At 50.7% G+C, this 26,632-nt stretch carries 25 protein-coding genes; 12 read left to right on the forward strand and 13 right to left on the reverse strand.

Annotated elements, in window-relative coordinates; genetic code table 11:
• Positions 1-44: 44 nt before the first annotated feature.
• Positions 45-974 (reverse strand): D-alanyl-D-alanine endopeptidase, encoded by a 930-nt coding sequence (pbpG, locus tag A1SC_RS14545; protein WP_001516701.1) that lies wholly within the window; start codon positions 972-974, stop codon positions 45-47.
• A gap of 173 nt (positions 975-1,147) precedes the next feature.
• Positions 1,148-1,735 (reverse strand): Yip1 family protein, encoded by a 588-nt coding sequence (locus A1SC_RS14540; protein ID WP_010379386.1) that lies wholly within the window; start codon positions 1,733-1,735, stop codon positions 1,148-1,150.
• A gap of 169 nt (positions 1,736-1,904) precedes the next feature.
• Here A1SC_RS14540 and A1SC_RS14535 point away from each other — a divergent pair, with 169 nt between their 5' ends.
• Positions 1,905-2,474, forward strand: a complete 570-nt coding sequence (locus A1SC_RS14535) for a DedA family protein (protein WP_000365434.1) — start codon at positions 1,905-1,907, stop codon at positions 2,472-2,474.
• Positions 2,475-2,500: 26 nt separating this feature from the next.
• Here the strand turns inward: A1SC_RS14535 and mdtQ are convergent, their stop codons facing one another.
• The gene (mdtQ, locus tag A1SC_RS14530; RefSeq protein ID WP_024214592.1) at positions 2,501-3,940 is read right to left on the reverse strand and encodes a multidrug resistance outer membrane protein MdtQ; all 1,440 of its coding nucleotides are present in this window, start codon (positions 3,938-3,940) and stop codon (positions 2,501-2,503) included.
• 223 nt (positions 3,941-4,163) lie between these two features.
• Between mdtQ and yohP the strand changes: the two genes are divergently transcribed.
• Positions 4,164-4,247 (forward strand): small membrane protein YohP, encoded by an 84-nt coding sequence (yohP, locus tag A1SC_RS25795; protein ID WP_000691708.1) that lies wholly within the window; start codon positions 4,164-4,166, stop codon positions 4,245-4,247.
• A gap of 180 nt (positions 4,248-4,427) precedes the next feature.
• Here yohP and dusC read toward each other — a convergent pair whose 3' ends face one another.
• Complete coding sequence (gene dusC / locus A1SC_RS14525) at positions 4,428-5,375, reverse strand: tRNA dihydrouridine(16) synthase DusC (protein WP_001264859.1); 948 nt, start codon at positions 5,373-5,375, stop codon at positions 4,428-4,430.
• A gap of 273 nt (positions 5,376-5,648) precedes the next feature.
• Here dusC and A1SC_RS14520 point away from each other — a divergent pair, with 273 nt between their 5' ends.
• From A1SC_RS14520 to preA, 7 genes are all read left to right on the forward strand, one after another.
• On the forward strand, positions 5,649-6,047 hold the full coding sequence (locus A1SC_RS14520) for a CidA/LrgA family protein (RefSeq protein ID WP_001516704.1): 399 nt from the start codon (positions 5,649-5,651) through the stop codon (positions 6,045-6,047).
• Positions 6,044-6,739 carry a CidB/LrgB family autolysis modulator gene (locus A1SC_RS14515; protein WP_000968214.1) on the forward strand — a complete coding sequence of 232 codons (696 nt, stop codon included), beginning with the start codon at positions 6,044-6,046 and terminating at the stop codon, positions 6,737-6,739. Before A1SC_RS14520 ends, A1SC_RS14515 begins: the two co-directional genes overlap by 4 nt.
• 129 nt (positions 6,740-6,868) lie before the next feature.
• Positions 6,869-7,753 (forward strand): cytidine deaminase, encoded by an 885-nt coding sequence (cdd, locus tag A1SC_RS14510; RefSeq protein ID WP_000553575.1) that lies wholly within the window; start codon positions 6,869-6,871, stop codon positions 7,751-7,753.
• Positions 7,754-7,948: 195 nt separating this feature from the next.
• Positions 7,949-8,668 (forward strand): outer membrane permeability protein SanA, encoded by a 720-nt coding sequence (gene sanA / locus A1SC_RS14505; RefSeq protein ID WP_000920076.1) that lies wholly within the window; start codon positions 7,949-7,951, stop codon positions 8,666-8,668.
• Between the two features lie 2 nt (positions 8,669-8,670).
• A complete protein-coding gene (locus A1SC_RS14500; protein ID WP_000383084.1) occupies positions 8,671-8,910 on the forward strand; it encodes a DUF2542 family protein in 240 nt (79 codons plus the stop codon).
• Between the two features lie 196 nt (positions 8,911-9,106).
• Entirely contained in the window at positions 9,107-10,345 is a 1,239-nt protein-coding gene (locus tag A1SC_RS14495; RefSeq protein ID WP_016262144.1) for an NAD(P)-dependent oxidoreductase, read from the forward strand.
• Entirely contained in the window at positions 10,339-11,574 is a 1,236-nt protein-coding gene (gene preA, locus A1SC_RS14490; protein ID WP_016262145.1) for an NAD-dependent dihydropyrimidine dehydrogenase subunit PreA, read from the forward strand. The genes A1SC_RS14495 and preA overlap by 7 nt, the downstream gene beginning before the upstream one ends.
• A gap of 104 nt (positions 11,575-11,678) precedes the next feature.
• Here the strand turns inward: preA and mglC are convergent, their stop codons facing one another.
• From mglC to folE, 6 genes are all read right to left on the reverse strand, one after another.
• Positions 11,679-12,689, reverse strand: coding sequence for a galactose/methyl galactoside ABC transporter permease MglC (gene mglC / locus A1SC_RS14485; protein ID WP_001275110.1), 1,011 nt, complete (start codon positions 12,687-12,689; stop codon positions 11,679-11,681).
• Between the two features lie 15 nt (positions 12,690-12,704).
• Positions 12,705-14,225 (reverse strand): galactose/methyl galactoside ABC transporter ATP-binding protein MglA, encoded by a 1,521-nt coding sequence (gene mglA / locus A1SC_RS14480; RefSeq protein ID WP_000255047.1) that lies wholly within the window; start codon positions 14,223-14,225, stop codon positions 12,705-12,707.
• Positions 14,226-14,285: 60 nt separating this feature from the next.
• A complete protein-coding gene (gene mglB, locus A1SC_RS14475; protein ID WP_016262146.1) occupies positions 14,286-15,284 on the reverse strand; it encodes a galactose/glucose ABC transporter substrate-binding protein MglB in 999 nt (332 codons plus the stop codon).
• 278 nt (positions 15,285-15,562) lie between these two features.
• Positions 15,563-16,603, reverse strand: a complete 1,041-nt coding sequence (gene galS, locus A1SC_RS14470; RefSeq protein ID WP_016248965.1) for an HTH-type transcriptional regulator GalS — start codon at positions 16,601-16,603, stop codon at positions 15,563-15,565.
• 141 nt (positions 16,604-16,744) lie between these two features.
• Entirely contained in the window at positions 16,745-17,902 is a 1,158-nt protein-coding gene (gene yeiB, locus A1SC_RS14465) for a DUF418 domain-containing protein YeiB (protein WP_001516708.1), read from the reverse strand.
• 16 nt (positions 17,903-17,918) lie between these two features.
• Positions 17,919-18,587: a GTP cyclohydrolase I FolE gene (folE, locus tag A1SC_RS14460; RefSeq protein ID WP_001139613.1), complete on the reverse strand. Its 669-nt coding sequence runs from the start codon at positions 18,585-18,587 to the stop codon at positions 17,919-17,921.
• Between the two features lie 257 nt (positions 18,588-18,844).
• On the opposite strand from folE, the gene yeiG reads away from it, so the two are divergent.
• Entirely contained in the window at positions 18,845-19,681 is an 837-nt protein-coding gene (gene yeiG, locus A1SC_RS14455) for an S-formylglutathione hydrolase (protein WP_001516709.1), read from the forward strand.
• A gap of 31 nt (positions 19,682-19,712) precedes the next feature.
• Here yeiG and cirA read toward each other — a convergent pair whose 3' ends face one another.
• The 3 genes from cirA to yieE form a co-directional block, all read right to left on the reverse strand.
• Positions 19,713-21,704 (reverse strand): catecholate siderophore receptor CirA, encoded by a 1,992-nt coding sequence (gene cirA / locus A1SC_RS14450; protein ID WP_000489220.1) that lies wholly within the window; start codon positions 21,702-21,704, stop codon positions 19,713-19,715.
• 291 nt (positions 21,705-21,995) lie between these two features.
• Positions 21,996-23,465, reverse strand: a complete 1,470-nt coding sequence (gene lysP, locus A1SC_RS14445) for a lysine-specific permease (protein WP_000253267.1) — start codon at positions 23,463-23,465, stop codon at positions 21,996-21,998.
• Between the two features lie 205 nt (positions 23,466-23,670).
• Complete coding sequence (yieE, locus tag A1SC_RS14440; protein ID WP_000548304.1) at positions 23,671-24,552, reverse strand: DNA-binding transcriptional regulator YeiE; 882 nt, start codon at positions 24,550-24,552, stop codon at positions 23,671-23,673.
• A 98-nt stretch (positions 24,553-24,650) separates the two neighbouring features.
• On the opposite strand from yieE, the gene A1SC_RS14435 reads away from it, so the two are divergent.
• Both A1SC_RS14435 and nfo read left to right on the forward strand, forming a co-directional pair.
• On the forward strand, positions 24,651-25,700 hold the full coding sequence (locus tag A1SC_RS14435) for a YeiH family protein (protein WP_000182053.1): 1,050 nt from the start codon (positions 24,651-24,653) through the stop codon (positions 25,698-25,700).
• A 73-nt stretch (positions 25,701-25,773) separates the two neighbouring features.
• Positions 25,774-26,631, forward strand: a complete 858-nt coding sequence (gene nfo, locus A1SC_RS14430; protein WP_000873880.1) for a deoxyribonuclease IV — start codon at positions 25,774-25,776, stop codon at positions 26,629-26,631.
• The last annotated feature ends 1 nt before the right edge of the window (position 26,632 follow it).

Consider the following 26,632-nt stretch of genomic DNA (forward strand, 5'->3'; position numbering starts at 1 on the left):
CACCTAATACCGGATGCGCCGTGAACGCCTCATCCTGCCTACCCTTAATCGTTCTGAGCCATCTGCCCAGCCGCCATCTGGGCGGCTTTTTGTTTTTTATAGCTCAACGCCGCTGCCGGAACAGGCATCACTTTGCCGGTTTCAATCCACGTGCGTAAACGACTCGCATCGGCAAAATGGGTATATTTGCCAAATGCATCCATCACCACCAACGCCACCGGTTTATTATTGAAGACCGTACGCATCACCAGGCAATGCCCCGCCGCATTAGTAAAACCGGTTTTGGTTAACTGGATATTCCAGTTATCGCGATACACCAGGTGGTTAGTATTACGGAATGGCAAGGTATAAGCCGGGTTTGAGAAGGTCGCCATCTCTTCGCGAGTGGTACTTAACTGACCAATCAACGGATACTGTTTGGTGGCAATCAGCAGTTTGGTTAAATCACGGGCAGTTGAAACGTTATGCACCGACAATCCGGTCGGTTCAACGAAGCGCGTGTTGTTCATTCCGAGAGATTTCGCTTTCGCATTCATCGCATTAATAAATGCGTTATAGCCACCAGGATAATGGTGCGCCAGGCTTGCCGCTGCGCGGTTTTCTGAAGACATCAGCGCCAACAACAGCATCTCTTTGCGGCTGATTTCGCTGTTCAGTCGCACGCGCGAATAAACGCCTTTCATCTCTGGCGTCTGGCTGATATCCACTTTCAGTTTTTCATCCAGCGGCAATCGTGCGTCAAGCACCACCATCGCAGTCATTAATTTGGTAATTGAAGCAATCGGACGCACCAAATCCGGGTGGTTCGAATAGATCACTTTGTTGGTATTGAGATCAACAATCATCGCACTACCGGAGGCAATTTCCGGCTGCGAAGCTGTAGTCGCGGCTGCCGTTTTGGCAACGGCCTGAGGCGCAAAAGGCACAGCCAGCATCAGGGCCAGGCTAAATAAAGAAACTCGAAATTTCGGCATGATGAGCATTCAGATAGTGGTTCACGCGCATGGGTTGCGCACCGCCGGAGTAAGGATTTACTGAGGCTGGCGAGGCCATCATAACGAGCAAAAAGTGCGATCGTCAAAGGAGAATCGTGAGGAAATGCTGCATTGCTGATATTTACGCCAGCAATGCAGCACAAAAGAACTTTCTAGAACAGGCGATAACCGTAACCCCACAGAATAACGGTAATGGCGAGCAGCACTTCCAGCACCAGTACGCCAATCGCCAGTGTCGAACTGGAGAAGCTAAGACCTTCCTCTTTGTTGATATTCAGGAAGCTTGGAATACCGAGATAAAGCAGATAGCCGGTGTAAAACAGCGCCACCGTTCCCACCAGCGCACACAGCCAGACCAACGGGTAAAGCGCCACCAGGCCGCTTAAAAACAGCGGTGTTGCAACGTAGCCCGCGAAAACCATACAGTGCGCAAGCGACGGGCGCTGTGGGTAATTGCGTGCCATCCACCAGATGACCCGTCCCATCACTGCCACCCCAGCCAGCATAACGCCATAAAACAAGACAGCCAGCGCCAGTCCGGTAAACCAGGATAACTTCAGGATAGTGCCATCGCCAAAATTCCAGCCGATTTGTGTAGTGCCAATAAAGGCGCAGATCACCGGGATCGCCGCCATCAGCAGAACGTGGTGGGTGTAGTGATGAGAAATCGTTTCGTTTTCACGATTAATCACCTGCATTTCACGATCGGGATGGGAAAACAGTCCCCAGACATGGCTCATACCGCCCCCTTGTTGTGAGTTCATGAACCTGACAGTTCAAGTATAAGTCAGCTTGTGGTTGTTTTTTGTTCTGACGCAAAATTTGCGTCGCGTGATAAAACGCCTTCTCCTGCGTAAACAATTCACAGGGTGTATGCTTACAGACAATCAAACGGAGACAGACCGACCTATGGATCTCAATACACTCATCTCACAATATGGTTATGCCGCGCTGGTGCTCGGTAGTCTGGCAGAGGGTGAAACCGTGACATTGCTGGGAGGCGTTGCGGCACATCAGGGATTATTAAAATTCCCACTGGTGGTTCTTTCTGTGGCGCTTGGCGGCATGATTGGCGACCAGGTGCTTTATCTGTGCGGACGGCGATTTGGCGGCAAACTGTTACGCCGGTTATCAAAACATCAGGACAAAATTGAGCGCGCACAAAAGCTGATCCAGCGCCATCCTTATCTGTTTGTCATCGGCACGCGTTTTATGTACGGCTTTCGGGTGATTGGCCCAACGCTAATCGGTGCCAGCCAGCTCCCACCGAAAATCTTTCTGCCACTGAATATTCTCGGCGCGCTGGCCTGGGCGCTGATTTTTACCGCTATTGGTTACGCGGGAGGCCAGGTGATTGCGCCGTGGCTGCACAATCTCGATCAGCATTTGAAACACTGGATTTGGTTGATTCTGGTCGTGGTTCTGGTGGTTGGCGTGCGCTGGTGGCTGAAACGGCGTGGGAAGAGAAACGCTGGATAAACCTAACGTCCCCACGGGCATACTCATCAGCTACGTTTATAACCACCACCCAGCGCACCGGTGAGCTGAATGGACGCATCCAGCCATTGCCCTTGCAAAAGCAGACCGTTCGCCCGTTCACGGAGCGCCGGGATTCGGGCTTCGCTGATGCGAGAACCTGCGATGATACCTGCGTTAAAACGCGCCTGCGCCAGACTAACTACCCGCAGGGCATCGCGCTCAATTTGCGCCTGATGCTGATTTTTCTCCGCCAGTGTCTGAACCTGAGTTGCTGCCCGCGCCACGTCATTCACCGCTTCAACCACCGCTTTGTTGTAACTGGCGATCGACAAATTGCTTTCGGCTTTCACAATATCAAGGTTGACGTTAAGACGACCACTATCGAAAATAGGTAGCGTCAGACCTGCCGTAACGCCCATTTGCTGCGCAGAATGACGGAACAAATCGCTTAAGTGCAGCGCATCTTGTTGCAGAAAGGCCATCAGGTTGATGTCGGGGTAAAAGGCAGCTTTTGCCGCATCGATGGTGCTTAAGGATGATGCAACGTACCAGTGTGCCGCCTGTAAGTCTGCCCGGCGAGCCAGCAAAGAATAGCCCAGGTCGTCAGGAAGTTTGCTTTCCACTTTGGGCAGCGCAACCGGATGCAGTTTTAAGGCGTTCGTCTGGCTGTTAGTCAGCGCAGTTAGCCGCGCCTCAATAATTTTCATTTTCCCCGCGACATCGTTGAGCTGTTGCCGGGTTTTGCTGGCATTGATATCGGTTTCGACACCTTCAACCGACGAGGTAATGCCGCGCAGATATAACTGGCGGTCGGTCGCGATAATCGTGTTCTGCTCTTTTTCGATTTGCTGCAAGACAGTGTTTAAAGCTGCCAGGGTTTGCCACTCCCAGTACAAACGAGCCACACTGCCTGCCAGCAATTGCCGGGTCTGCTCGCGTTCTGCCGCCTGCGCTTTTACCGTACCGAGGCGCGCAGTCACTTCCGCCCGATTCTTTCCCCAGATATCGAGATGCCAGCCCGCCATTAAACCAAAGGTGCCGTTGGTGTACCAGGGGCCGGTAGTGCCTGCGGCAGGATCGTCCAGGGCAAACGGCCCCATTAACCCTTCTGCCGACATTTTTTGCCGTTCCATATCCGCAGAAAAATCGAGCTGTGGACCATCCTGGGCGGCGACGGCCTTCGCCTGTACTTCAGCCAGTTGAATGCGCTGTTCAGCAACCTGCATATCCGGCGCGTTCTGTATGGCATTATTAATTAAGGAAGTGAGTTGATTATCGTGATATTCCAGCCACCACTGACTGTCCGGCCAGCCGTTTTTCAGAGATACCGGTAATGCGGTGTCAACATGTGTGGCGGGCGTTTGCTGGCTTAAAGCCTGGCGTGTTTCATGCATAGGCGCACACCCGGCCAGAGTAAGTAACAACGGAAAACAGGCGATTGCCGGATAAAAGGAATCACGATTCATGGGGGAGTAATCAGGTAAGAAAAGGTGCGCGGAGATTACCGTGTGTTGCGATATATTTTTTAGTTTCGCGTGGCAATACATCAGTGGCAATAAAGCGACATATTCAGAAAAATATAAAGTAAGTGAATGATATTCTCCGATTTATCTTAATTCTTTATGAATGGCGGCAAAGGGTTTTGTTTTTTCCTATACTTATTTAGCACTCACAAATAAAGGAACGCCAATGAAAATTATACTCTGGGCAGTATTGATTATTTTCCTGATTGGGCTACTGGTGGTGACTGGCGTATTTAAGATGATATTTTAAAATTAATTAATGTCATCAGCTCCGAAAATAACGAGGATATTTCAGTCTCTCATCCTGTTGCGCCCCTGTCATGTACATTGCTTCATATAATCACTGGCGCAAGGAGCACGCAGGGGGTGGATAATCACCTCCTCCCCCTGCCCCCCGGCTTATCCCTTATGACTATCGGGTCGATGATTTTTAGAGTTTTTCTATATCAATCGCCTGAATAGCCCTTGCAATATCAGGGGAATTATTCAACACCCGAACATGATGAAATAAATCCGTTGCTTCATCATATTCTTTACGCAAATAACTCAACCACTGCTTAATCCGTGCGACGTGATATAACCCGGTATCGCCCTGTTTTTCCAGACGGGTATATTTTTGCAGCAATGCAACGACCTCCGGCCACGGCATCCGCGGTTCGTTATATTTCACCACTCGGCTCAGGTTAGGAATATTAAGCGCCCCACGCCCAATCATCACCGCGTCACAACCGCTGATAGCTATACATTGTTGCGCACTCTGCCAGTCCCAGATTTCTCCGTTGGCAATAACCGGAATGGCCAATCGCTGACGAATATCGCCTATCGCCTGCCAGTCGATATGCTCTGCACGGTAACCCTGCTCCTTTGTCCGCCCATGAACGACCAGTTCCGTAGCTCCAGCCTGCTGGACAGCATCGGCAATTTCAAACTTCTTATCACCGCTGTCCCAACCAAGCCGCACTTTCACACTGACGGGTAAATGCGCCGGTACAGCTTCGCGCATCGCTTTTGCACCCTGATAGATAAGTTCAGGATCTTTGAGTAACGTTGCCCCGCCGCCACTGCCGTTAACCGTTTTCGACGGGCAACCGCAGTTGAGATCCACGCCCCAGGAACCCAACTCCACCGCACGGGCGGCGTTCTCTGCTAACCATTGCGGGAACTGCCCCAGCAGTTGTACCCGCACCAGTGTCCCGGAAGGCGTTCGGCTGGCGTTTTGCAGCTCAGGACAAATGCGATGAAAAACTTTTACCGGCAGCAGTTGATCCACCACGCGGACAAATTCGGTGATGCACAGATCGTAGTCATTAACTTCGGTCAGTAATTCACGCACCAGGGAGTCAAGCACACCCTCCATCGGTGCCAGTAACACACGCATATCATCACCCGCAAAAAAATGAGGCGCTATGGTAGCGCCTCCGGTCAACGGATTAAAGGTCTGCAGAGAGGGATTGCTGCAAACTACAATCCCTCTCTATGCTTGATGTATGGCTGGCGCGCTTTCTGATCTGCAAAAGTATGGTATGCCTGAGTTCGCTGCTCACATCGTCATGCCCTGGCGCGAAAAATAAGCGATGTTTTCTTAATGTGATCGGTAGCACATTTTACAGATTAATTGTATGATGAATCCATCTCATCTGGGGTGTTGATTATGAGTAAGACACTGAACATTATCTGGCAATATTTACGCGCTTTTGTCCTGATTTATGCCTGCCTATATGCAGGCATTTTCATTGCTTCCCTGCTACCGGTAACCATTCCGGGCAGCATCATCGGGATGCTAATCCTGTTTGTCCTGCTGGCCTTGCAAATTCTTCCGGCGAAGTGGGTCAATCCGGGGTGTTACGTACTGATTCGCTATATGGCACTGTTGTTTGTGCCAATTGGCGTAGGCGTAATGCAATATTTTGATTTGCTACGCGCACAGTTTGGCCCGGTGGTGGTTTCCTGTGCCATTAGTACGCTGGTGGTTTTTCTGGTGGTGAGCTGGAGTTCGCACCTGGTACACGGTGAACGTAAAGTCATAGGTCAGAAAGGATCAGAAAAATGATGGCGAATATCTGGTGGTCATTACCGTTGACATTGATTGTCTTTTTTGCCGCCCGCAAACTGGCAACACGGTATAAGTTTCCGTTGCTTAACCCGTTGCTGGTGGCAATGGTGGTGATCATTCCTTTTTTAATGCTGACCGGCATCTCTTACGACAGCTACTTTAAAGGTAGCGAAGTGTTAAACGATCTGTTGCAACCGGCGGTGGTCGCACTGGCCTATCCTTTATATGAACAACTGCACCAGATCCGCGCGCGCTGGAAATCCATCATCACTATCTGTTTTATCGGTAGCGTGGTCGCGATGGTGACGGGAACTTGCGTAGCATTGTTGATGGGCGCTTCACCGGAAATCGCTGCATCAATATTACCGAAATCGGTTACCACACCAATTGCGATGGCCGTTGGTGGCAGTATTGGCGGTATTCCGGCAATCAGCGCGGTTTGTGTGATTTTTGTCGGTATTTTGGGTGCGGTGTTTGGTCATACGCTACTCAATGCGATGCGTATTCGTACCAAAGCAGCGCGTGGCCTGGCGATGGGGACGGCCTCTCACGCCCTCGGAACAGCGCGCTGTGCCGAGCTGGATTATCAGGAAGGCGCATTTAGTTCGCTGGCGTTGGTGTTATGCGGGATTATTACCTCGCTGGTTGCACCATTTCTTTTCCCGATTATTCTGGCAGTAATGGGCTAAAATTTGCGATGCGTCGCGCATTTTTGATGTAAGTTTCACGCGTTGCATAATTAATGAGATTCAGATCACATATAAAGCCATAATGGGTTCGTAAACTGTTATCCCATTACATGATTATGAGGCAACGCCATGCATCCACGTTTTCAAACTGCTTTTGCCCAACTTGCGGATAACTTGCAATCTGCACTGGAACCCATTCTGGCAGATAAGTATTTCCCCGCGTTGTTGACCAGAGAGCAGGTCTCTTCGCTGAAGAGCGCAACGGGGCTGGACGAAGACGCGCTGGCTTTCGCACTGCTACCACTGGCGGCGGCCTGTGCCCGCACGCCATTGTCGAATTTTAATGTTGGTGCCATTGCGCGCGGCGTGAGTGGAACCTGGTATTTTGGTGCCAATATGGAATTTATTGGCGCAACAATGCAGCAAACCGTTCATGCCGAACAAAGCGCAATCAGCCACGCCTGGCTGAGCGGTGAGAAAGCGCTCGCGGCCATCACCGTTAACTACACACCTTGTGGTCACTGCCGTCAGTTTATGAACGAACTGAACAGCGGGCTGGATCTACGCATTCATCTGCCGGGCCGCGAAGCGCATGCGCTGCGTGACTATTTGCCGGATGCCTTTGGGCCGAAAGATCTGGAGATTAAGACACTGCTGATGGACGAGCAGGATCACGGCTATGCGCTGACTGGCGATGCGCTTTCTCAGGCGGCAATTGCCGCGGCCAACCGTTCGCACATGCCTTACAGCAAGTCTCCAAGCGGCGTGGCGCTGGAATGCAAAGACGGTCGTATTTTCAGTGGTAGCTATGCTGAAAACGCCGCATTCAACCCAACTCTACCGCCGTTGCAGGGCGCATTAATTCTGTTAAATCTCAAAGGTTATGATTACCCGGATATTCAGCGGGCGATTCTGGCAGAAAAAGCCGATGCGCCGCTGGTTCAGTGGGATGCAACCTCGGCAACGCTGAAAGCTCTCGGTTGTCACAATATCGACCGCGTGCTTCTCGCTTAAGCCCGGTGCCGGATGCGGCGTGAACGCCTGATCCGGCCTACAGAGTGCAAAATTTCGTAGGCCGGATAAGCGTAGCGCATCCGGCATTTCTACTCACCCTGGTGTCGAAAATCCCGGCAAACAGTTTGCCGTTTCTTGCGCAAAGCCCACAGGTAAAGTAGCCTGATTGAAATTCCCCAAGATCGAGTTTTCAGCATGTTAAAGCGCGTGTTCTACAGCCTGTTAGTCCTGATCGGCTTGCTGCTGTTGACAGTGCTCGGCCTCGACCGCTGGATGAGCTGGAAAACTGCGCCTTATATCTACGATGAATTGCAGGATCTCCCCTACCGCCAGGTCGGCGTGGTACTTGGCACGGCAAAATATTATCGTACTGGGGTGATTAATCAGTATTACCGCTACCGTATTCAGGGTGCAATAAATGCCTATAACAGCGGTAAGGTGAATTATCTATTACTTAGCGGTGATAACGCATTACAGAGTTATAACGAACCGATGACCATGCGCAAAGATTTAATTGCCGCTGGCGTCGATCCGGCTGATATTGTTCTCGACTACGCCGGTTTTCGTACCCTGGATTCCATCGTGCGTACACGCAAGGTGTTCGATACCAACGACTTCATTATTATTACTCAGCGCTTCCACTGTGAGCGGGCATTATTTATCGCTCTGCATATGGGTATTCAGGCGCAGTGTTATGCCGTACCGTCACCAAAAGATATGTGGTCAGTACGTATTCGCGAATTTGCCGCCCGCTTCGGTGCGCTGGCTGACCTTTATATTTTTAAACGTGAACCGCGCTTTTTAGGACCACTGGTCCCTATTCCGGCAATGCACCAGGTGCCCGAAGATGCGCAGGGTTATCCCGCCGTCACGCCAGAACAGTTACTTGAATTACAAAAGAAACAAGGAAAGTAGTTATGGATGTTCAGCAGTTTTTTGTCATTGCCGTTTTTTTCCTTATCCCGGTATTTTGTTTTCGCGAAGCATGGAAAGGCTGGCGTGCTGGCGCAATTGATAAACGGGTTAAAAATGTGCCGGAACCGGTGTATGTCTGGCGTGAAAAAAATCCCGGTCTCTTCTTTGCTTATATAGTGGCGTATAGCGGCTTCGGTATTTTATCCATCGGTATGATTATTTATCTTATTTTTTACCGATAATATTATTTCTCGCCCACTGTTAACTATTGAGAATAATTATTATTTCCCCCGCTAAGCTGCGGATATCACATTCTGAACCGCAGCTATTTGTGAATCTTTTCACAGTTTAAATTCCCCCGCACGCTTAGCCTTAATATCAGCACGTTATATTTACTATACGTTCGCCTTAATTACCCATAGCATTAAGGAAGATCACATGCCGCAACAAAATTATCTGGATGAACTCACTCCGGCTTTTACGCCTTTACTGGCGATTAAAGAAGCCTCTCGTTGTTTATTATGCCACGACGCCCCTTGCAGCCAGGCGTGCCCGGCGCAAACCGATCCGGGAAAATTTATTCGCTCAATCTATTTTCGTAATTTTAAAGGCGCTGCCGAGACTATTCGCGAAAATAATGCCCTCGGTGCCGTTTGTGCCAGAGTGTGCCCCACAGAAAAATTATGCCAGAGCGGTTGTACCCGCGCAGGTGTCGATGATCCGATTGATATTGCTCGCTTACAGCGTTTTGTTACTGATTTCGAACAACAAACCGGAATGGAAATTTATCAACCGGGCAGTAAGACGCTTGGTAAAGTAGCGGTTATCGGTGCTGGCCCTGCTGGGCTGCAGGCCAGCGTGACGCTAACCAACCTGGGTTACGACGTCACGGTTTACGAAAAAGAAGTACAACCAGGCGGCTGGTTGCGTAACGGCATTCCACAATTCCGTTTGCCGCAGTCGGTGCTGGATGCGGAAATCACCCGCATCGAAAAAATGGGTGTGACTATTAAGTGCAACTGTGAAATTGGCAAAACGCTCTCGCTGGAGCAACTGAAAGCAGAAAACCGCGCGGTGCTGGTAACCGTGGGGTTATCGCGTGGTTCCACCCTGCCGCTGTTTGAGCATAGCGACGTTGAGATTGCCGTCGATTTCCTGCAACGCGCACGCCTGGCACAAGGCGATATCAGCATTCCACAAAGCGCATTAATTATTGGCGGCGGCGATGTCGCGATGGACGTTGCCAGTACGCTGAAAGTTCTCGGTTGTCCGGCGGTGACCTGCGTGGCGCGTGAAGAGCTAGATGTGTTTCCGGCAAGCAAGAAAGAGTTCACCGGTGCTCAGAAATTGGGGGTATCGATTATCGATGGCTTTACGCCTGTGGCGGTAGATGGCAATAAAGTGACGTTTAAACATGTTCGTTTACCGGGCGAGCTGACGATGGCGGCAGACAAAATTATTCTCGCCATCGGTCAACATGCCGAACTTACCGCTTTTGCTACACTGGAACCCCAACGTAACACTATCGAAACGAAAAATTACCAGACCCGTGACCCGCAACTGTTTGCCGCTGGCGATATTGTTGAGGGTGATAAAACCGTGGTCTATGCCGTGAAGACCGGGAAAGAAGCCGCCGAGGCGATCCATCACTATTTAGAGGGAGCTTGCTCATGTTAACGAAAGATCTTTCTATTACCTTTTGCGGCGTGAAGTTTCCCAACCCGTTCTGCCTCTCTTCTTCGCCAGTAGGCAATTGCTATGAGATGTGTGCCAAAGCCTACGACACCGGCTGGGGCGGCGTGGTATTCAAAACTATTGGCTTTTTTATCGCTAACGAGGTTTCGCCACGTTTTGATCATCTGGTGAAAGAAGATACCGGTTTTATTGGCTTCAAAAATATGGAGCAGATTGCCGAACATCCGCTGGAAGAGAATCTGACCGCTCTGCGTCGGCTGAAAGAGGATTACCCGGACAAAGTGCTGATCGCCTCGATCATGGGGGAAAATGAGCAACAATGGGAAGATCTGGCGCGTCTGGTGCAAGAAGCTGGCGCGGATATGATCGAATGTAATTTCTCCTGCCCGCAGATGACTTCTCATGCGATGGGTAGCGATGTCGGGCAAAGCCCGGAACTGGTAGAGAAATATTGTCGGGCGGTGAAACGTGGTTCAACGCTGCCGATGCTGGCGAAGATGACGCCGAATATCGGTGATATGTGCGAAGTGGCGCTGGCGGCTAAGCGTGGCGGTGCAGATGGCATTGCAGCGATTAACACCGTTAAATCCATCACCAATATCGATCTGAATCAGAAAATCGGTATGCCGATCGTTAACGGTAAATCGAGTATTTCCGGTTATTCCGGTAAAGCGGTGAAACCGATCGCCCTGCGCTTTATTCAGCAAATGCGCACGCATCCGGAGCTGCGCGATTTCCCGATCAGCGGTATTGGCGGCATTGAAACCTGGGAAGACGCGGCAGAGTTTTTATTGCTCGGCGCGGCTACACTGCAGGTGACCACCGGAATTATGCAGTACGGTTATCGGATTGTGGAAGATATGGCGAGCGGGTTATCGCATTATCTTGCCGATCAGGGATTTGACTCGTTACAGGAGATGGTGGGTCTGGCGAATCACAATATTGTCCCGGCGGAAGATTTAGACCGCAGTTATATCGTCTATCCCCATATCAATCTTGATAAGTGTGTCGGCTGCGGGCGCTGTTATATTTCCTGCTACGACGGTGGTCACCAGGCGATGGAATGGGATGAGAAAACACGCACGCCGCATTGTAATACTGAGAAATGCGTCGGTTGTTTGCTTTGCGGTCACGTTTGCCCGGTTAACTGTATTGATCTCGGAGAAGTGAAGTTTAAGAAGGGAGAGAAAGAACATCCGGTAACGTTGTAGGACGGATAGTAGGACGGATAAGACGCACCAGCGTCGCATCCGACATTTGACACCAACTGCCGGATGCGGCGTAAACGTCGCATCCGGTAATGCCCAAATTCACATCACTTCTTACGCGCGTACTTCAGGGAATCCAGCGCCACGGCGAAGATAATGATCGCCCCTTTGATGATGTACTGCCAGTACGGGTTGACGCCGATATAGGTCAGACCGTAGTTGATGACCGTAAAGATAATGACCCCGGTCACCACGCCAATGACCGTACCCACGCCGCCGCTAAACGATACACCGCCCACCACGCACGCCGCGATAGCATCCAGCTCATACATAAAGCCGAGGTTGTTGGTGGCAGAGCCGATACGTCCGGCTTCTAACATCCCACCAAAGGCATAGAACACACCAGACAACGCATAAATCATCAGCAGATTCAGGCCGACGTTAACACCAGAAACTTTCGCCGCTTCCGGGTTGCCGCCAATAGCAAAAATATTCTTGCCGAAACGGGTTTTGTTCCACAGCACCCAGACAAACGCCACGGCAATCAGCGCGTAGAAGGTGATGTAAGATAGCCGGAAACTCCCCAGCGCAATAAACCCCTGGGCAAAGGTGGAGAAGCCGCTATCAAAACCGGAAATCGGTGACGCACCAACAAAGTCGTAATAGAGCGAGTTGATACCGTAGACGATAATCATCGTGCCGAGCGTGGTAATGAACGGCGTCACGTTGAGGTAAGCGATAATCAGACCGTTGATCAAACCGATAACCGCGCCAATGGCACAGACTATCAGAATAACCAGCGCAATCGGCATGGTCGCCATTTCGGGGAATACTTTGTTGGCGTTATCCATCGATTGTAACAAGGTAGCCGCCACCACCGCCGCCAGCCCTACCTGACGACCAGCAGAAAGGTCAGTTCCCTGGGTGACAATTAACCCTGCCACGCCGAGCGCGATAATAATACGCACCGATGATTGGGTAAGAATATTACTTAAGTTCAACAAACTTAAGAATGTTGGGTCCTGGAAAATAATAATAGCCAGCAAAACTAAAAGAACGACGTAAATACCACCTTCTTTCAGGTAAGTAAGAAAACTTTTCTTATTTAACGCACTCATGGGAAGCCCCTAATCTTAAAGGTGCAAAGACGCAAGACGCAGAATTTCGTTTTGCGTTGTTGTTTTTGTATCGACAATGCCGGAAACGAGACCATTGCTCATTACCAGAATACGGTCCGTTATCCCTAACAACTCTGGCATTTCAGAGGAGATAATAATTATCCCCTTGCCTTTTTTCGCCAGCTCGGCAATTAATTGATAAATTTCAAACTTCGCGCCAACATCAATGCCACGCGTCGGTTCGTCGAGCATTAATATTTCCGGTTGCGTTAGCAGCCAGCGCCCAATAATGACTTTTTGCTGATTACCGCCGGAGAGTGAACCAATTTGCGTACGATGACCCGGCGTTTTTACCCTCATCGAATCAATGACCCACTGGGTGTCGCTTTTCATCCGCGAATTATCCAGCAGCCCCACTTTGTTTTTGTAGTTGCGAATATTAGAAATTAACGAGTTAAAGCCAATATCCAGGTAAGCATAAATCCCCGTTGAGCGGCGCTCTTCGGTGACCAGCGCGAACCCATGGTTAATGGCTTCGTTGGCATTATGGTTATTAATCTTTTTGCCGTGCAGTGTAATGGTGCCGGAAGATTTCTCACGGATCCCAAACAAGGTTTCGACAATATCGGTACGTTTCGCACCTACCAGCCCGGCAATACCGAGGATCTCCCCTTTATGCAGATCAAACGAGACATCGCGAATTGACGGCTGACGCAGTGACGTCAGGTTACGCACTTCAAGGATCACTTCGCCAGGTTTGTTTTGCTTATCCGGGAAACGCTGATTAAGAGAACGGCCAACCATCATGGCGATGATCTTGTCCATCGTCAGCCCCGCCAGCGGCTCGGTAGCGATCCACTGTCCGTCGCGCAGTACGGTGACTTCATCACATAACTGGAATATCTCTTCCATTTTATGCGAGATATAGACAATACCGCAGCCGCGTTCTTTTAATTTACGAATAATGGTAAACAGATGATTGACTTCTTTTTCAGTTAATGAAGAAGTTGGTTCATCCATAATGACTATTTTCGCGTTATAGGAAAATGCTTTGGCGATTTCAATCATCTGCATTTGTGAAACGGACAACGTACCAACGCGCGCACGCGGATCGATATCAATATCCAGTTCGTCAAATATCGCTTTGGTTTCGCGGTACATTTTATCCTGGTCGACAAACATCCCTTTGGTGGGATATCGCCCCAACCACATGTTGTCCATGACCGAACGCTGTAATACCAGGTTTAACTCCTGGTGTACCATCGAAATACCATTTTCCAGGGCTTCTTTGGCTGAGTGAAAATCGATTTCCTTACCCTGGAATAAAATAGTGCCGGAGTCTTTTTGATAGATACCAAACAGGCATTTTAATAATGTCGATTTTCCTGCGCCATTCTCCCCCATTAACGCATGAATGGAGTGTGGTCGCACTTTTAAATTAACGTTATCAAGTGCCTTAACGCCTGGAAAAGACTTGTTGATACCGCTCATTTCCAACAAGTATTCTCCTGATGACGGAGTCGTTGAGCTGACCATATAATTTTACCTTGTTGGCCATACAATAAGGGCGCAGTGAATGACTGCGCCCAATCAGTCTTATTTCTTGCTGAATTCAGCCAGATTGTCTTTATCTACGCCAACATAAGGAACGCGGACAACTTTATTGTCGATTTTCCAGTTGGTGCCGTCAGCGGCTCCCTTGCCATCAGCCAGATTTTTCGCCAGATCAAAGGTCGCTTTCGCCTGGTTGTTAGCATCGTTCAGCACGGTGCCAGCCAGTGCACCAGATTTCACCAGTGCCAGAGCTTCTGGCAGCGCATCGACGCCAAACACCGGAATGCTGGACTTGTTGTGTGCTTTCAGAGCTTCAACCGCGCCCATTGCCATCGCATCGTTGTTTGCGATAACCACTTCGATTTTGTTGGCGTTCGGGCCAGACAGCCAGGCGTCCATCTTATCTTTCGCCTGAGCGGTATCCCACATTGCGGTATCTAACTGTAACTGTTCAGTTTTAATGCCTTTGTCGTTTAGCTCTTTGATGACATACGTAGTGCGCGCTTCTGCATCCGGATGACCCGGTTCGCCTTTCAGCAGTACGAACTGAATCTGACCGTCTTTGTTGAGATCCCAACCCTGATTCGCCGCCCAGTGTTTAGCAATCAAATCGCCCTGAATAATCCCGGATTCTTTCGAATCGGTGCCAACGTAGTAGGCTTTCTCGTAACTATCCAGCGCCTTACGGGAAGGTTCTTTATTGAAGAAAACGATTGGCACGTTTTGTCCGCGCGCTTTCTCAATCACCGTACCCGCAGCAGCCGGGTCAACCAGGTTGATTGCCAGCGCCTTCACCCCTTTCGCCAACAGCACGTCAATCTGATCGTTCTGCTTGGACTGATCATTCTGTGAATCATTCATCAGCAACTGGACGTCTGGCGCGGCTTTCGCATCTTGTTCGATAGCCTTACGCACTACAGACATAAAGTTATCGTCATATTTATAAATCGTCACACCAATACGGGTATCAGCAGCGTGTGCAGCGGCACCGAATAACATGCTGGCCATCACAGCAGACAGGGTTAACACCTTCTTATTCATGGTATCTCCGGTTTTTCTTATGCAGGGTAGTGCTTGAGATAAATGCTCGGCGGGGCAGTATGGTTAATGAAGTGTTACTGAACGCCGAAGCTCACGTTTTAAAATTCGTTCTTCCATGTCCGGTAACGCTCCAGAAAACAGCTTTAATTGTTGTTATGACGCTATACCTCGATAAAAGTGAATTTCCACTATTACACATAGGTTACAACGTTAAAACGGTGCAATCATAACTACTGCATTGTTAACATACTGTGAAATCACTCACAGATTGAAAGCGGTTACATCGCGTGATTTGTTGAGTTAGTGATCGCCGCCGCATTCTGGCGTATAGCAACAGAATGACGACGCACTAACGTCGGCATAAAACAGTGACTGGCACGCAGATCAATGTTGCCTGCGGCCCCCTGTAATGCCAGTTCGGTGGCCATTTTCGCCATTGAAGCAATGGGATAACGTACGGTTGTTAACTGCGGGTCGGTGTAACGGGCGATGGGGATATCATCAAAACCGATGATCGAGAGATGTAACGGGATAGCAATACCATTGTCTTTTAACGCTGTCAGTGCGCCAGCGGCCATATTGTCGTTATAGGCGAACACCGCGGTGAGTTGCAGATTACGCCCCAGCAGTTCAACCATCGCAGCTTCGCCGCCGGGCATATCTGGCGTACCGGTGCCGATCCAACTCTCTGGCGGAATAATATCCTGCTCTTTCAGCGCGCTCATCCAACCGGCTTTGCGCATCGCGTCATCTTCAATACCGTGGCTGGAAGAAAGATAACCGATACGCTGATGACCGTTATTCAGTAACATGCGCGTCGCCATTCGGGCACCGCTGATATTATCCAGGCAAACGCAGCGATGGGCGTAACCCGGCACAACGCGATTGATTAACACCATGCCGGGAATGTTGTCCATAAACTGCACCAGTTCGTCGTCACTTAACGCTTTTGAGTGAACGATCAACGCATTACAACGCTGGCGGATTAGCACCTCAATGGCGTGCCGCTCTTTTTCCGCTTCATGATAGCTATTGCCGATTAGCACATATTTCTGGTGTTGCTGGGCGACAAGATCAACGGCTTTCACCAGCGCACCGAAAAAGGCGTCGGAGACATCCATCACTACCACGCCAATAGTCTCGCTCACCTGAGTTGCCAGCGCCTGGGCATTGGCGTTTGGTCGGTAGTCCAACTCGCTCACTGCTTTCATAACCGCTTCACGCGTGTCCGCACTTACCAGAGCGCTGTTATTTAGCACCCGGGAAACCGTTGCCACAGAGACGCCAGCCTGACGCGCTACATCACGAATGGTGATCATATTCACTACCTGTTGTGAGATTGCAGTAAGTTACTGCTTGCTGGCGGCTATTTTGTCAGCACTGAATACAGGACTTCGTGAATCGAGTCACAGCAATGGAAACGGTTACAACCATTTTGTTAATGAATGTGATCCAGATCGTTATCTGGATGTTTTGGATAATGCAGGTCCGGCAGCGCGCAAGGTTAACTGACGCCATAACCATTCTACCGGCCCCTGGCGGAAGTAACGCAACCAGATAACAGAGAAAAGCAGATTCGCCAGCCATACTGGAATAACAAACACCAGCAGTTCCAGACGGTCAAACTGCATAAACAAACCGAGGTGGTAAAACAGTGTGGTACAAATCAGCGTTTGCAGCAGGTAGTTGGTCAGCGCCATCCGCCCAACGCAAGCAATCGCCAGCACCAGCTTAAAGCGGCTTAATTGCGGCCAAAAGCCGAACAGTAACGAGGCATAGCCAATCGCCTGAAATGGTGCACTCAGTTCTCGTGGCATCTGGAGTAAGAAGGCGCACCAGCGATATGCCCAGTCCAGCCGCCATTGTAGTGCGATAGCAGGAAGGTTAATCATCACCCCAATTGCCACCAGCACAAAACCGGTACGGCGATAGTGGCGCAGGCTGTACTGCCCTTTCAACCAACCACTACGCATCAATGCCGCGCCAATCAACATCATCCCCGCCAGTTGCCAGCCATACTGCGCTCCCAGGGCCAGCAAACTGTTCCCTACCCCGTCGGCGCGGTTACTGATAGCTTCAACGCCGCCGTGAAGTTTCCAGTATTTTTCATACAAAATGGCGGATGCATCCGGTGTCCAGGCACGGCTGGTCTGGCTATCGGAAATCACCCCCAACAACAGCAAAACACCAAGCCCTATCAGATAAAGCATGACGCCGGTGTTAAACAGGCTTTTTACCGATGGCGCATCGCGCACCAGTCGCCAACTGATTAAGCCCACCAACCCGTAAGCCAGCAGGATATCGCCGTCCCAGAATAATAAACCGTGAATAAAGCCCAGCAAGACCAGCAGTGTTAGACGTGACTGGATCCAACGTCTGCCACGCGGCAGCAACATTTGCAGACCGGCACCAAACAGCAACGCAAAAAGCGTGAGGAATTTCACCTGGCCGATAAGATCGAGAAAAGCCCAGCTCCAGGCATCCTGCGGTGTAATGGTGCCGTACCAGGCGGGATTGAGATAAGCCGCCTTTGGGAGTCCAAAGGCGCTGATGTTGAGAAGCAGGATCCCCAGAATGGCGACGCCGCGAACAAAATCGAGCGTGACGTTGCGCTCCATGGTTCCTGCCTTTTAATCAGTTGTGATGACGCACAGCGCGCAAAAATTCGTGGCGTGTATTCTGACTGGATTTGAACAAACCACCGAGGGAAGTCGTTGTCGTGGCGCTGGTCGCGTCGCGAATACCACGCGCTTTTACGCAGTAATGCACCGCGTCGATAGAGACCGCCACGTTATTGGTGCCCAGCAGCGTTTGTAGCGCAATGAGAATTTGCTGGGTCAGACGTTCCTGTACCTGCGGACGCTGGGCAAAGAACTGCACAATGCGGTTAATTTTCGACAGGCCGATGACCGAATCTTTCGGGATGTAGGCCACCGTCGCTTTGCCATCAATAGTGACAAAATGGTGTTCACAAGTGCTGGTCAGGGTGATATCGCGCACGGTGACCATTTCATCGACCTTCATTTTATTTTCAATGAGGGTGATTTTCGGGAAGTTGGCGTAATCCAGACCGGAGAAAATTTCATCGACATACATTTTGGCGATGCGATGCGGCGTTTCCATCAAACTGTCATCAGCCAGGTCGAGATTCAATAACTGCATGATTTCGGTCATATGACCGGCAATAAGGCTTTTGCGCGTTTCGTTATCCATTTCATGCACGGGCGGGCGTAGCGGTGTTTCAAGTCCTCGCGCAACCAACGCTTCATGAACCAGGGCCGCTTCTTTACTGAGTGATGGCATTTATGATTTCTCCTGCAGGTGTGACGCCTCCGCCCTGCGTGGGGGCAAAGTTATTAAGCTGATTCGCAGCCTGATTATTGTGCGTGAGGTGGCGCACATAATCCAGTATTCACAGCGATAATTATTGTAATTGCCGCTGCCTTTCAGCCGTAGATGTTAAAACATCGTTATGCATATGCGGAAGTGAAAGTTACTCACAACACACTGAATAAACGGTATGATGAAAAAATTGCAAACAACATAACAAGGAGCCACGCATGGAAATGCTCGAAGAGCATCGCTGTTTTGAAGGCTGGCAGCAACGCTGGCGACATGACTCCAGTACCTTAAACTGCCCGATGACGTTCAGTATCTTTCTCCCACCGCCCCGCGATAACGCCCCGCCGCCGGTGCTGTACTGGCTTTCAGGCTTAACCTGTAATGATGAAAACTTCGCCACCAAAGCAGGTGCCCAGCGCATGGCGGCAGAACTGGGGATTGTACTGGTAATGCCAGACACCAGCCCGCGTGGCGAACATGTTGCCAATGACGACGGCTATGATTTAGGCCAGGGTGCCGGGTTTTATCTTAACGCCACGCAACCGCCGTGGGCGGCACATTACCGGATGTATGATTATCTGCGTGATGAATTACCAGCACTGATTCAGTCGCAATTTAACGTCAGCAATCGCTGCGCCATCAGCGGCCATTCGATGGGAGGTCATGGTGCTCTGATTATGGCGCTGAAAAATCCGGGCAAATATACCAGCGTTTCCGCCTTTGCGCCGATTGTGAATCCGTGCAGCGTTCCGTGGGGAATCAAAGCATTTAGCACCTATCTGGGTGAGGATAAAAATGACTGGGTGGCATGGGACAGTTGTGCGCTGATGTACGCCAGCAATGCGCAGGATGCGATCCCGACGCTGATTGATCAGGGTGATAACGATCAGTTTCTTGCCGACCAGTTACAACCCGCCGTGTTGGCAGAAGCCGCGCGCCAGAAAGCGTGGCCGATGACGCTGCGTATTCAGCCGGGTTATGATCACAGCTATTACTTCATTGCTTCTTTTATAGAGGATCATCTGCGCTTCCATGCGCAGTATTTACTGAAGTGACAGTCCGCCCGGTTCGCCGGGCATCTTCTCATCAGAAGCGATAATCCACCGCCATAAAGTAACGACGTCCGTCTTCGTTATAGCTGTAGTCATCACGGCTGAGATCTTTATCTGTCAGGTTCAGCACGCCCGCGCGCAGTTTGACGTCTTTGGTCACCTGCCATGCCGCACCGGTATTCCAGATCGTATAGCCACCCGGCGTTTTAGCCGTATCGCTATCGGCACGTTTCTGCCCGGTATAATGAGCAGAAACATAGAATGACCAGTCTTCCAGCACCAGTGGTTTCCAGTCCAGCGTACCGTTGGCGGTATGGAACGGCAGATCGGAAAGCGGTTTGTTTTCACCATTGCTGACATCACGACCATCGTTATAGGTGTAGTTGAGTGACAGTTTCCATTCGTCACTGAACGGGATTTTCAACTCGGTTTCCACGCCCTGAATGCGCGCTTTGTTAACGTTGTAGTAGCTGAATACCGGTACACGTCGACCATTAGCCCCGGTCTCAAAACCTACAAAGTTCTGGTAGCCCGGTGCAGCGTTGACGTCGGACGTGCGGCTGATACTGATGCGATCTTTCACATCGTTACGGAAAACAGTCACGCTGGATTCAACGCCTTCCAGCCAGCCTTCTTCCCCCATGTAGTAAAGCCCCAGCTCCCAACTTTCGCTGGTTTCTGGCTTCAGATCCGGGCTACCAACAATCTTACATGCGCCACGGCAGGAATTAGTCGTCCAGTCAGGGCTAAGTTGCAGTAAAGAAGGTGCTTTAAAAGCCGTCGCCCAGCCGCCTTTCACCGTTACGGTATCGGTGGCGTTATAGACCAGATAGGCACGCGGGCTCCAGTGATCGCCGTAGGTTTCGTGATCGTCCATACGCACGCCGGTCGTCAGCGCCAGCGGCTCGAAGATCCGCCATTCGTCTTCCACAAACAGTGCATACTGGCTGGCAGATGTTTTGGTGCTGGTGCCGCCGGTCAGGTTTACCGCATCGCTAAGTTTGTCGTGACGCCATTCACCGCCGACCGTGACAAACTGATTAATCGCCGTCAGCGGTAACGTGTATTTGCCATCAACAGTATTACTTTCTGAGGTAATCGGGCTGCTGTTACCAGGGTTTTTGTTTTCGACTTTCTCGCCATAGTATTTCAGCTCACTGGTGCCATAATCCCAGCGACCATTATGGCTGACAGAGTAGTTCTGGCGTTCCAGGCGGTTTTTGTCCAGCGAGTCGGAATCACGATCCTGGCGGTCGAAACCGTAACCAGCGGTAAAATCGTGATTTTGATTCGGCGTCCAGGCAAATTCGACATTGCCATCGCGGCTGGAGAATCCTTCAATGCGCGGCGTTTCTCCGCTATCGGTGGTGGTTGAGTTCTGCGGGTCATCCTTTTCACGTTTCGCCAGGCTGCCGTAGGCTTTCATTCCCAGCACGCCGTCAATTAGTGGCCCACTGGTAAAAAACTGACCGTTGTAGGTGTCGCCGCGATCGCGATGTTCCTGAATGGTGGTATCGACCGTAACGGTTCCTGACCATTTCTGGCCAATTTTTTTGGTGATAATGTTGACCACGCCGCCGAGCGCATCAGAACCATATAACGAGGACATCGGGCCACGTACCACTTCAATACGTTCGATGGAATCAACCGGGATCCAATTCAGATCGAAGTCATTATGACGGAAGACAGCATTGCGGGAGTTCACGCGTTTACCATCGACAAGAATCAGGGTATAGCTGCTGTCCAGACCACGAATGCTGACGCCCTTGCGATTGTCCCCTTCGTTAGTCAGTTGTACGCCTGGCACTTCTTTGAGGACATCTTTCAGGTTCTGTACCGGTTTACGCTGCAAGTCTTCCTGGGTAATGACGCTGATACTGGCAGGTGCGTCTTTGAGGTTTTGTTCAACGGAAGAGGCGGTGACAACCATCGTTTCGCCATCATCATCAACCGCTAACACAGGCCATGCACAAGAAATCGCGGACAAACACAGCCCGACCCGTACGAAGGGGTTCAACCTAAACATTCCATATCTCCATGAGGTAACTACGAAAATAAAATGGGTTATCGCTCACATCTTCTTCACGTCCTCTTGCGCACGGCAGCATCGCAGTGGACTTTTTTTGTATGCAGGTGATCATCCCAGAGCGCCTGAACAGCCTCTGATTTGTCAGCCTTTTTCATTTCGCGTAACAATAATGCAAACGATAACAATTATCAATTCAATTGTTAAATTTTATATACGTATGATTTATATGGGAAATAGAATTGAAAAAGCCCTCTCAGGTGAGAGGGCTTAATAAGGAAGAGATAACGCTTATTTATTGTCGTTCTGTGGGAACTTCATTTCGCTGTAACGCACGAAGTGAGTTCCTTTAATCAACTTGTAACCAAACCAGATGGCCAGGAACAGCGGGATACCGATATACGTTGCCGCTACGCCGCCCCAGTCGATGGTATCTTTCAGGAACGCTTCGTAGTTCTGGCCCAGAGTGATAATCAGGCACAGCACAAAGGCGAAGATCGGTCCCAGCGGGAAGAAGCCCGAACGATACGGCAGGTCGTTAATATCGTGTCCCTGCAATACATAGCCGCGACGGAAACGATAGTGACTGATAGCAATCCCCAGCCAGGCGATAAAGCCGGTCATCCCGGAGGTATTCAGCAGCCACAGATACACCGTCTGGTTACCAAACATGGAGGTCAGGAAGCACAGACCGGCAATCACCGTCGTGGCATATAGCGCATTACGTGGTACACCGCCGCGCGACAGTTTAGAGAAAATACGCGGCGCTTTGCCATCGCACGCCAGGGTGTACAGCATACGGGTAGACGCGTACATACCGGAGTTACCCGCTGACAGTACTGCTGTCAGAATAACCGCGTTCATCACCGCCGCCGCAGAAAGCAGTCCTGCGTGCTGGAACACCAGCGTGAACGGGCTGACGCTGATGTCTTTCACATCATTGCGTAACAGACTTGGATCGGTGTACGGAATGATCAAGCTGATGATCAGGATCGCGAATACATAGAACAGCAGAATTCGCCAGAACACCTGACGTACCGCACGCGGAATATTTTTCCCCGGCTCTTCAGATTCACCCGCCGCAATACCAATCAGTTCGGTTCCCTGGAAGGAGAAGCCGACAATCATCGCCACACCGATCATCGCCGCAAAACCACCGGCAAACGGTGCCTCGCCTATCGTCCAGTTACTCCAGCCAGCAGGCTGTGCACCTTTGAAGATACCGAAAATCATCATCACGCCAACGGCGATAAAGATAATCACGGTCGTAACTTTGATCAGTGAGAACCAGTACTCCGCTTCACCAAAGCCTCTGACCGAAATGTAATTCAGCAGGAAGATAACGCCGAGGAACAGCGCACTCCAGATCCAACCAGGGACATCCGGGAACCACCAGCTCATTACCAACTGCGCGGCCACCAGATCAACAGCGATAGTTACCGCCCAGTTGTACCAGTAGTTCCAGCCCAGCGCGAAGCCAAAGCCCTCTTCTACATAGTTCTGACCGTAAGTCGCAAACGAACCAGAAACTGGCATATACGCCGCCAGTTCGCCAAGACTGGTCATCAGGAAGTAGACCATCAGGCCAATCAAAATATACGAGAGCAGCGCCCCGCCCGGACCTGCCTGAGAAATCGTTGCGCCAGAGGCAACAAAAAGACCCGTACCGATGGAGCCACCAATGGCAATCATCGTCAGGTGACGCGCCTTTAATTCACGGCGTAAGCCCGGCGCTTCTGTGGTTTTAGTTTCGGAAACCATACGAAAATGCTATCCATCATTAAAAATGAGGCGCGATTGTAGCAGACGATTTGCAATCCTTCCGATAGAAATGCGCTTTTATAAGAGACCTTCATGATCGCCCTGGAATTATAAGTAAAGCAGCCAATCTCTTTTCTGGCGAATACCTGACGCTGGCGCTACGTCACGAAATCGACACAGCGCCAGCATGTTCCTGTACAGCAACTTAACGCGGTAAATTGGCAGGATTGCAGTAGTCCAGAAAGCGCATTAACGCGTTGGAAAGGTGTTTTTGCCGATGATGAATACGCCACAGCGTGCGCATCAGGCGCGGCAGCGGGACAGCAACTTCACGTAAAGAGCCAGCCTGTAATTGCTCTTCAATCACCCGTCGCGACAGGCAGCTAATCCCCAGTCCGTGACGCACAGCATGTTTGATGGCCTCGGAGTTTCCCAACTCCATCGCCATCTCAAACTTCGGCAGATGCGACAGTAACAGATAGTCGACAATCTCCCGCGTACCAGAACCGCGTTCACGCAGGATCCACGGTGCGGCAGCAAGCTGTTCTAAGGTGACCGGACCATGAGCAAGCGGCGAGGTTGGCGAGGCGAAAACCACCAGTTCGTCTTCCAGCCAAGGTTCAGAAATGATTTCAGTGCTGTGGCACGGCCCTTCAATAAAGCCAATATCAACGCGGAAATCCAGCACCGCCTGCATCACGTCCTGGCTGTTACCAACGCTAAGTTCAATCGGCAACTGCGGGTAATCATGGCGATAACGGGCGATAACAGCGGGTAAAATGTAATTGCCGATGGTGCTACTGGCATAGACACGAATCGCGCCGTTGTCTTCGCGAAACAGTTGTTCAATTTCAACAGCCTGTTCCAGCAGCGCCAGCGCGCGCGGATAAAGCAGCCGTCCGTGTTCATTAACAACCAGTCTTTTCCCCACGCGATCAAACAGTTGCACGCCAAGCTGCCCTTCCAGGTCGGTCAAGGCTGCGCTCACTGCTGATTGCGACAACGCCAGCATCACCGACGCCTGGGTGGTGGATCCACTTTTCAATACTTCTGCAAAAACTTCCAACTGTCGGAGGGTGATGTGCATAGTCGCTTACCACTTATAAAGATTAATTATAAATATATAATCAATTTTATTTTTAAACCAGTTAGACGTAACCTTATGCCCGGTTAAAGGAGAGGGTTATGACGAATATCACCTTACAGAAACAACATCGTACACTGTGGCATTTTATTCCGGGGTTAGCCCTGAGTGCAGTTATCACCGGGGTCGCCCTGTGGGGTGGTTCCATTCCCGCCGTTGCGGGTGCCGGGTTTAGTGCCCTCACCCTCGCAATCTTGTTGGGGATGGTTTTAGGCAACACCATCTATCCGCACATCTGGAAAAGCTGTGACGGTGGCGTGCTGTTTGCCAAGCAATATTTATTACGTCTGGGTATCATTCTTTATGGCTTCCGTCTGACGTTCTCGCAAATTGCCGATGTCGGTATCAGTGGGATCATCATTGACGTGCTGACGCTGTCCAGTACCTTCCTGCTGGCTTGCTTCCTGGGGCAGAAAGTGTTTGGCCTGGATAAGCACACCAGTTGGTTGATTGGTGCCGGTAGCAGTATTTGTGGTGCCGCTGCAGTACTGGCAACTGAGCCGGTAGTGAAAGCGGAAGCCAGTAAAGTAACCGTGGCTGTTGCAACCGTTGTTATCTTCGGGACCGTCGCGATTTTCCTCTACCCGGCGATATATCCGCTGATGTCTCAATGGTTTAGCCCGGAAACTTTCGGTATCTACATTGGTTCTACTGTGCACGAAGTGGCGCAGGTGGTGGCGGCAGGTCATGCCATCAGCCCGGATGCAGAAAACGCAGCAGTTATTTCCAAAATGCTGCGTGTGATGATGCTGGCCCCGTTCCTTATTCTGCTGGCTGCACGTGTTAAACAGCTATCTGGGGCGAACAGCGGCGAGAAAAGCAAAATCACCATTCCGTGGTTTGCCATCTTGTTCATCGTAGTTGCCATCTTTAACTCGTTCCACCTGTTACCGCAGAGCGTGGTGAACATGCTGGTAACGCTGGATACCTTCCTGCTGGCAATGGCGATGGCGGCGCTGGGTCTGACCACTCACGTCAGCGCGCTGAAAAAAGCCGGGGCGAAACCTCTGCTGATGGCACTGGTACTGTTTGCCTGGCTGATTGTTGGTGGTGGTGCAATTAACTATGTGATTCAAAGCGTCATCGCATAAACCACTACATCTTGCTCCTGTTAACCCGCTATGATTACCGTTTTCCTCCAGCGGGTTTAACAGGAGTCCTCGCATGAAATACATTGGAGCGCACGTTAGTGCTGCTGGCGGTCTGGCAAATGCCGCAATTCGCGCCGCCGAAATCGACGCAACCGCGTTTGCCTTGTTCACCAAAAATCAACGTCAGTGGCGTGCTGCACCGCTCACGACGCAAACCATCGATGAATTCAAAGCCGCCTGCGAAAAGTATCACTACACGTCGGCGCAAATTCTTCCCCACGACAGTTATCTGATTAACCTTGGCCATCCGGTCGCAGAAGCCCTGGAAAAGTCGCGCGATGCGTTTATAGATGAAATGCAGCGTTGCGAACAACTGGGTCTCTCTTTGCTCAACTTCCACCCCGGTAGTCACCTGATGCAAATTTCAGAAGAGGATTGCCTGGCGCGCATTGCCGAATCCATCAACATTGCGCTGGATAAAACACAAGGTGTGACGGCGGTGATTGAAAATACTGCCGGTCAGGGCAGCAACTTAGGATTTAAGTTCGAACATCTCGCGGCGATTATTGACGGCGTGGAAGATAAATCCCGCGTCGGCGTTTGCATTGATACCTGCCATGCTTTTGCTGCCGGATATGATTTGCGTACCCCTGCCGAATGCGAGAAAACGTTCGCAGATTTTGCCCGTATTGTCGGCTTTAAGTATCTGCGCGGGATGCACCTCAACGATGCGAAAAGCACCTTTGGTAGCCGCGTCGACCGCCATCACAGTCTTGGTGAAGGTAATATTGGCCATGATGCTTTCCGCTGGATCATGCAGGATGATCGCTTCGACGGTATTCCGCTGATCCTCGAAACCATTAACCCGGATATCTGGGCGGAAGAAATCGCCTGGCTGAAAGCGCAACAAACTGAAAAAGCGGTAGCCTGAA

The sequence above is a fragment of the Escherichia sp. KTE52 genome, assembly GCF_000408325.1.
Taxonomy (GTDB): Bacteria; Pseudomonadota; Gammaproteobacteria; order Enterobacterales; family Enterobacteriaceae; genus Escherichia; species Escherichia marmotae.

Bases quoted from the DNA above. Each gene is read 5' to 3' on its own strand.
- pbpG (WP_001516701.1), bottom strand. From the start codon at position 974: ATGCCGAAATTTCGAGTTTCTTTATTTAGCCTGGCCCTGATGCTGGCT.
- A1SC_RS14540 (WP_010379386.1), bottom strand. From the start codon at position 1,735: ATGAGCCATGTCTGGGGACTGTTTTCCCATCCCGATCGTGAAATGCAG.
- A1SC_RS14535 (WP_000365434.1), top strand. From the start codon at position 1,905: ATGGATCTCAATACACTCATCTCACAATATGGTTATGCCGCGCTGGTG.
- mdtQ (WP_024214592.1), bottom strand. From the start codon at position 3,940: ATGAATCGTGATTCCTTTTATCCGGCAATCGCCTGTTTTCCGTTGTTA.
- yohP (WP_000691708.1), top strand. From the start codon at position 4,164: ATGAAAATTATACTCTGGGCAGTATTGATTATTTTCCTGATTGGGCTA.
- dusC (WP_001264859.1), bottom strand. From the start codon at position 5,375: ATGCGTGTGTTACTGGCACCGATGGAGGGTGTGCTTGACTCCCTGGTG.
- A1SC_RS14520 (WP_001516704.1), top strand. From the start codon at position 5,649: ATGAGTAAGACACTGAACATTATCTGGCAATATTTACGCGCTTTTGTC.
- A1SC_RS14515 (WP_000968214.1), top strand. From the start codon at position 6,044: ATGATGGCGAATATCTGGTGGTCATTACCGTTGACATTGATTGTCTTT.
- cdd (WP_000553575.1), top strand. From the start codon at position 6,869: ATGCATCCACGTTTTCAAACTGCTTTTGCCCAACTTGCGGATAACTTG.
- sanA (WP_000920076.1), top strand. From the start codon at position 7,949: ATGTTAAAGCGCGTGTTCTACAGCCTGTTAGTCCTGATCGGCTTGCTG.
- A1SC_RS14500 (WP_000383084.1), top strand. From the start codon at position 8,671: ATGGATGTTCAGCAGTTTTTTGTCATTGCCGTTTTTTTCCTTATCCCG.
- A1SC_RS14495 (WP_016262144.1), top strand. From the start codon at position 9,107: ATGCCGCAACAAAATTATCTGGATGAACTCACTCCGGCTTTTACGCCT.
- preA (WP_016262145.1), top strand. From the start codon at position 10,339: ATGTTAACGAAAGATCTTTCTATTACCTTTTGCGGCGTGAAGTTTCCC.
- mglC (WP_001275110.1), bottom strand. From the start codon at position 12,689: ATGAGTGCGTTAAATAAGAAAAGTTTTCTTACTTACCTGAAAGAAGGT.
- mglA (WP_000255047.1), bottom strand. From the start codon at position 14,225: ATGGTCAGCTCAACGACTCCGTCATCAGGAGAATACTTGTTGGAAATG.
- mglB (WP_016262146.1), bottom strand. From the start codon at position 15,284: ATGAATAAGAAGGTGTTAACCCTGTCTGCTGTGATGGCCAGCATGTTA.
- galS (WP_016248965.1), bottom strand. From the start codon at position 16,603: ATGATCACCATTCGTGATGTAGCGCGTCAGGCTGGCGTCTCTGTGGCA.
- yeiB (WP_001516708.1), bottom strand. From the start codon at position 17,902: ATGGAGCGCAACGTCACGCTCGATTTTGTTCGCGGCGTCGCCATTCTG.
- folE (WP_001139613.1), bottom strand. From the start codon at position 18,587: ATGCCATCACTCAGTAAAGAAGCGGCCCTGGTTCATGAAGCGTTGGTT.
- yeiG (WP_001516709.1), top strand. From the start codon at position 18,845: ATGGAAATGCTCGAAGAGCATCGCTGTTTTGAAGGCTGGCAGCAACGC.
- cirA (WP_000489220.1), bottom strand. From the start codon at position 21,704: ATGTTTAGGTTGAACCCCTTCGTACGGGTCGGGCTGTGTTTGTCCGCG.
- lysP (WP_000253267.1), bottom strand. From the start codon at position 23,465: ATGGTTTCCGAAACTAAAACCACAGAAGCGCCGGGCTTACGCCGTGAA.
- yieE (WP_000548304.1), bottom strand. From the start codon at position 24,552: ATGCACATCACCCTCCGACAGTTGGAAGTTTTTGCAGAAGTATTGAAA.
- A1SC_RS14435 (WP_000182053.1), top strand. From the start codon at position 24,651: ATGACGAATATCACCTTACAGAAACAACATCGTACACTGTGGCATTTT.
- nfo (WP_000873880.1), top strand. From the start codon at position 25,774: ATGAAATACATTGGAGCGCACGTTAGTGCTGCTGGCGGTCTGGCAAAT.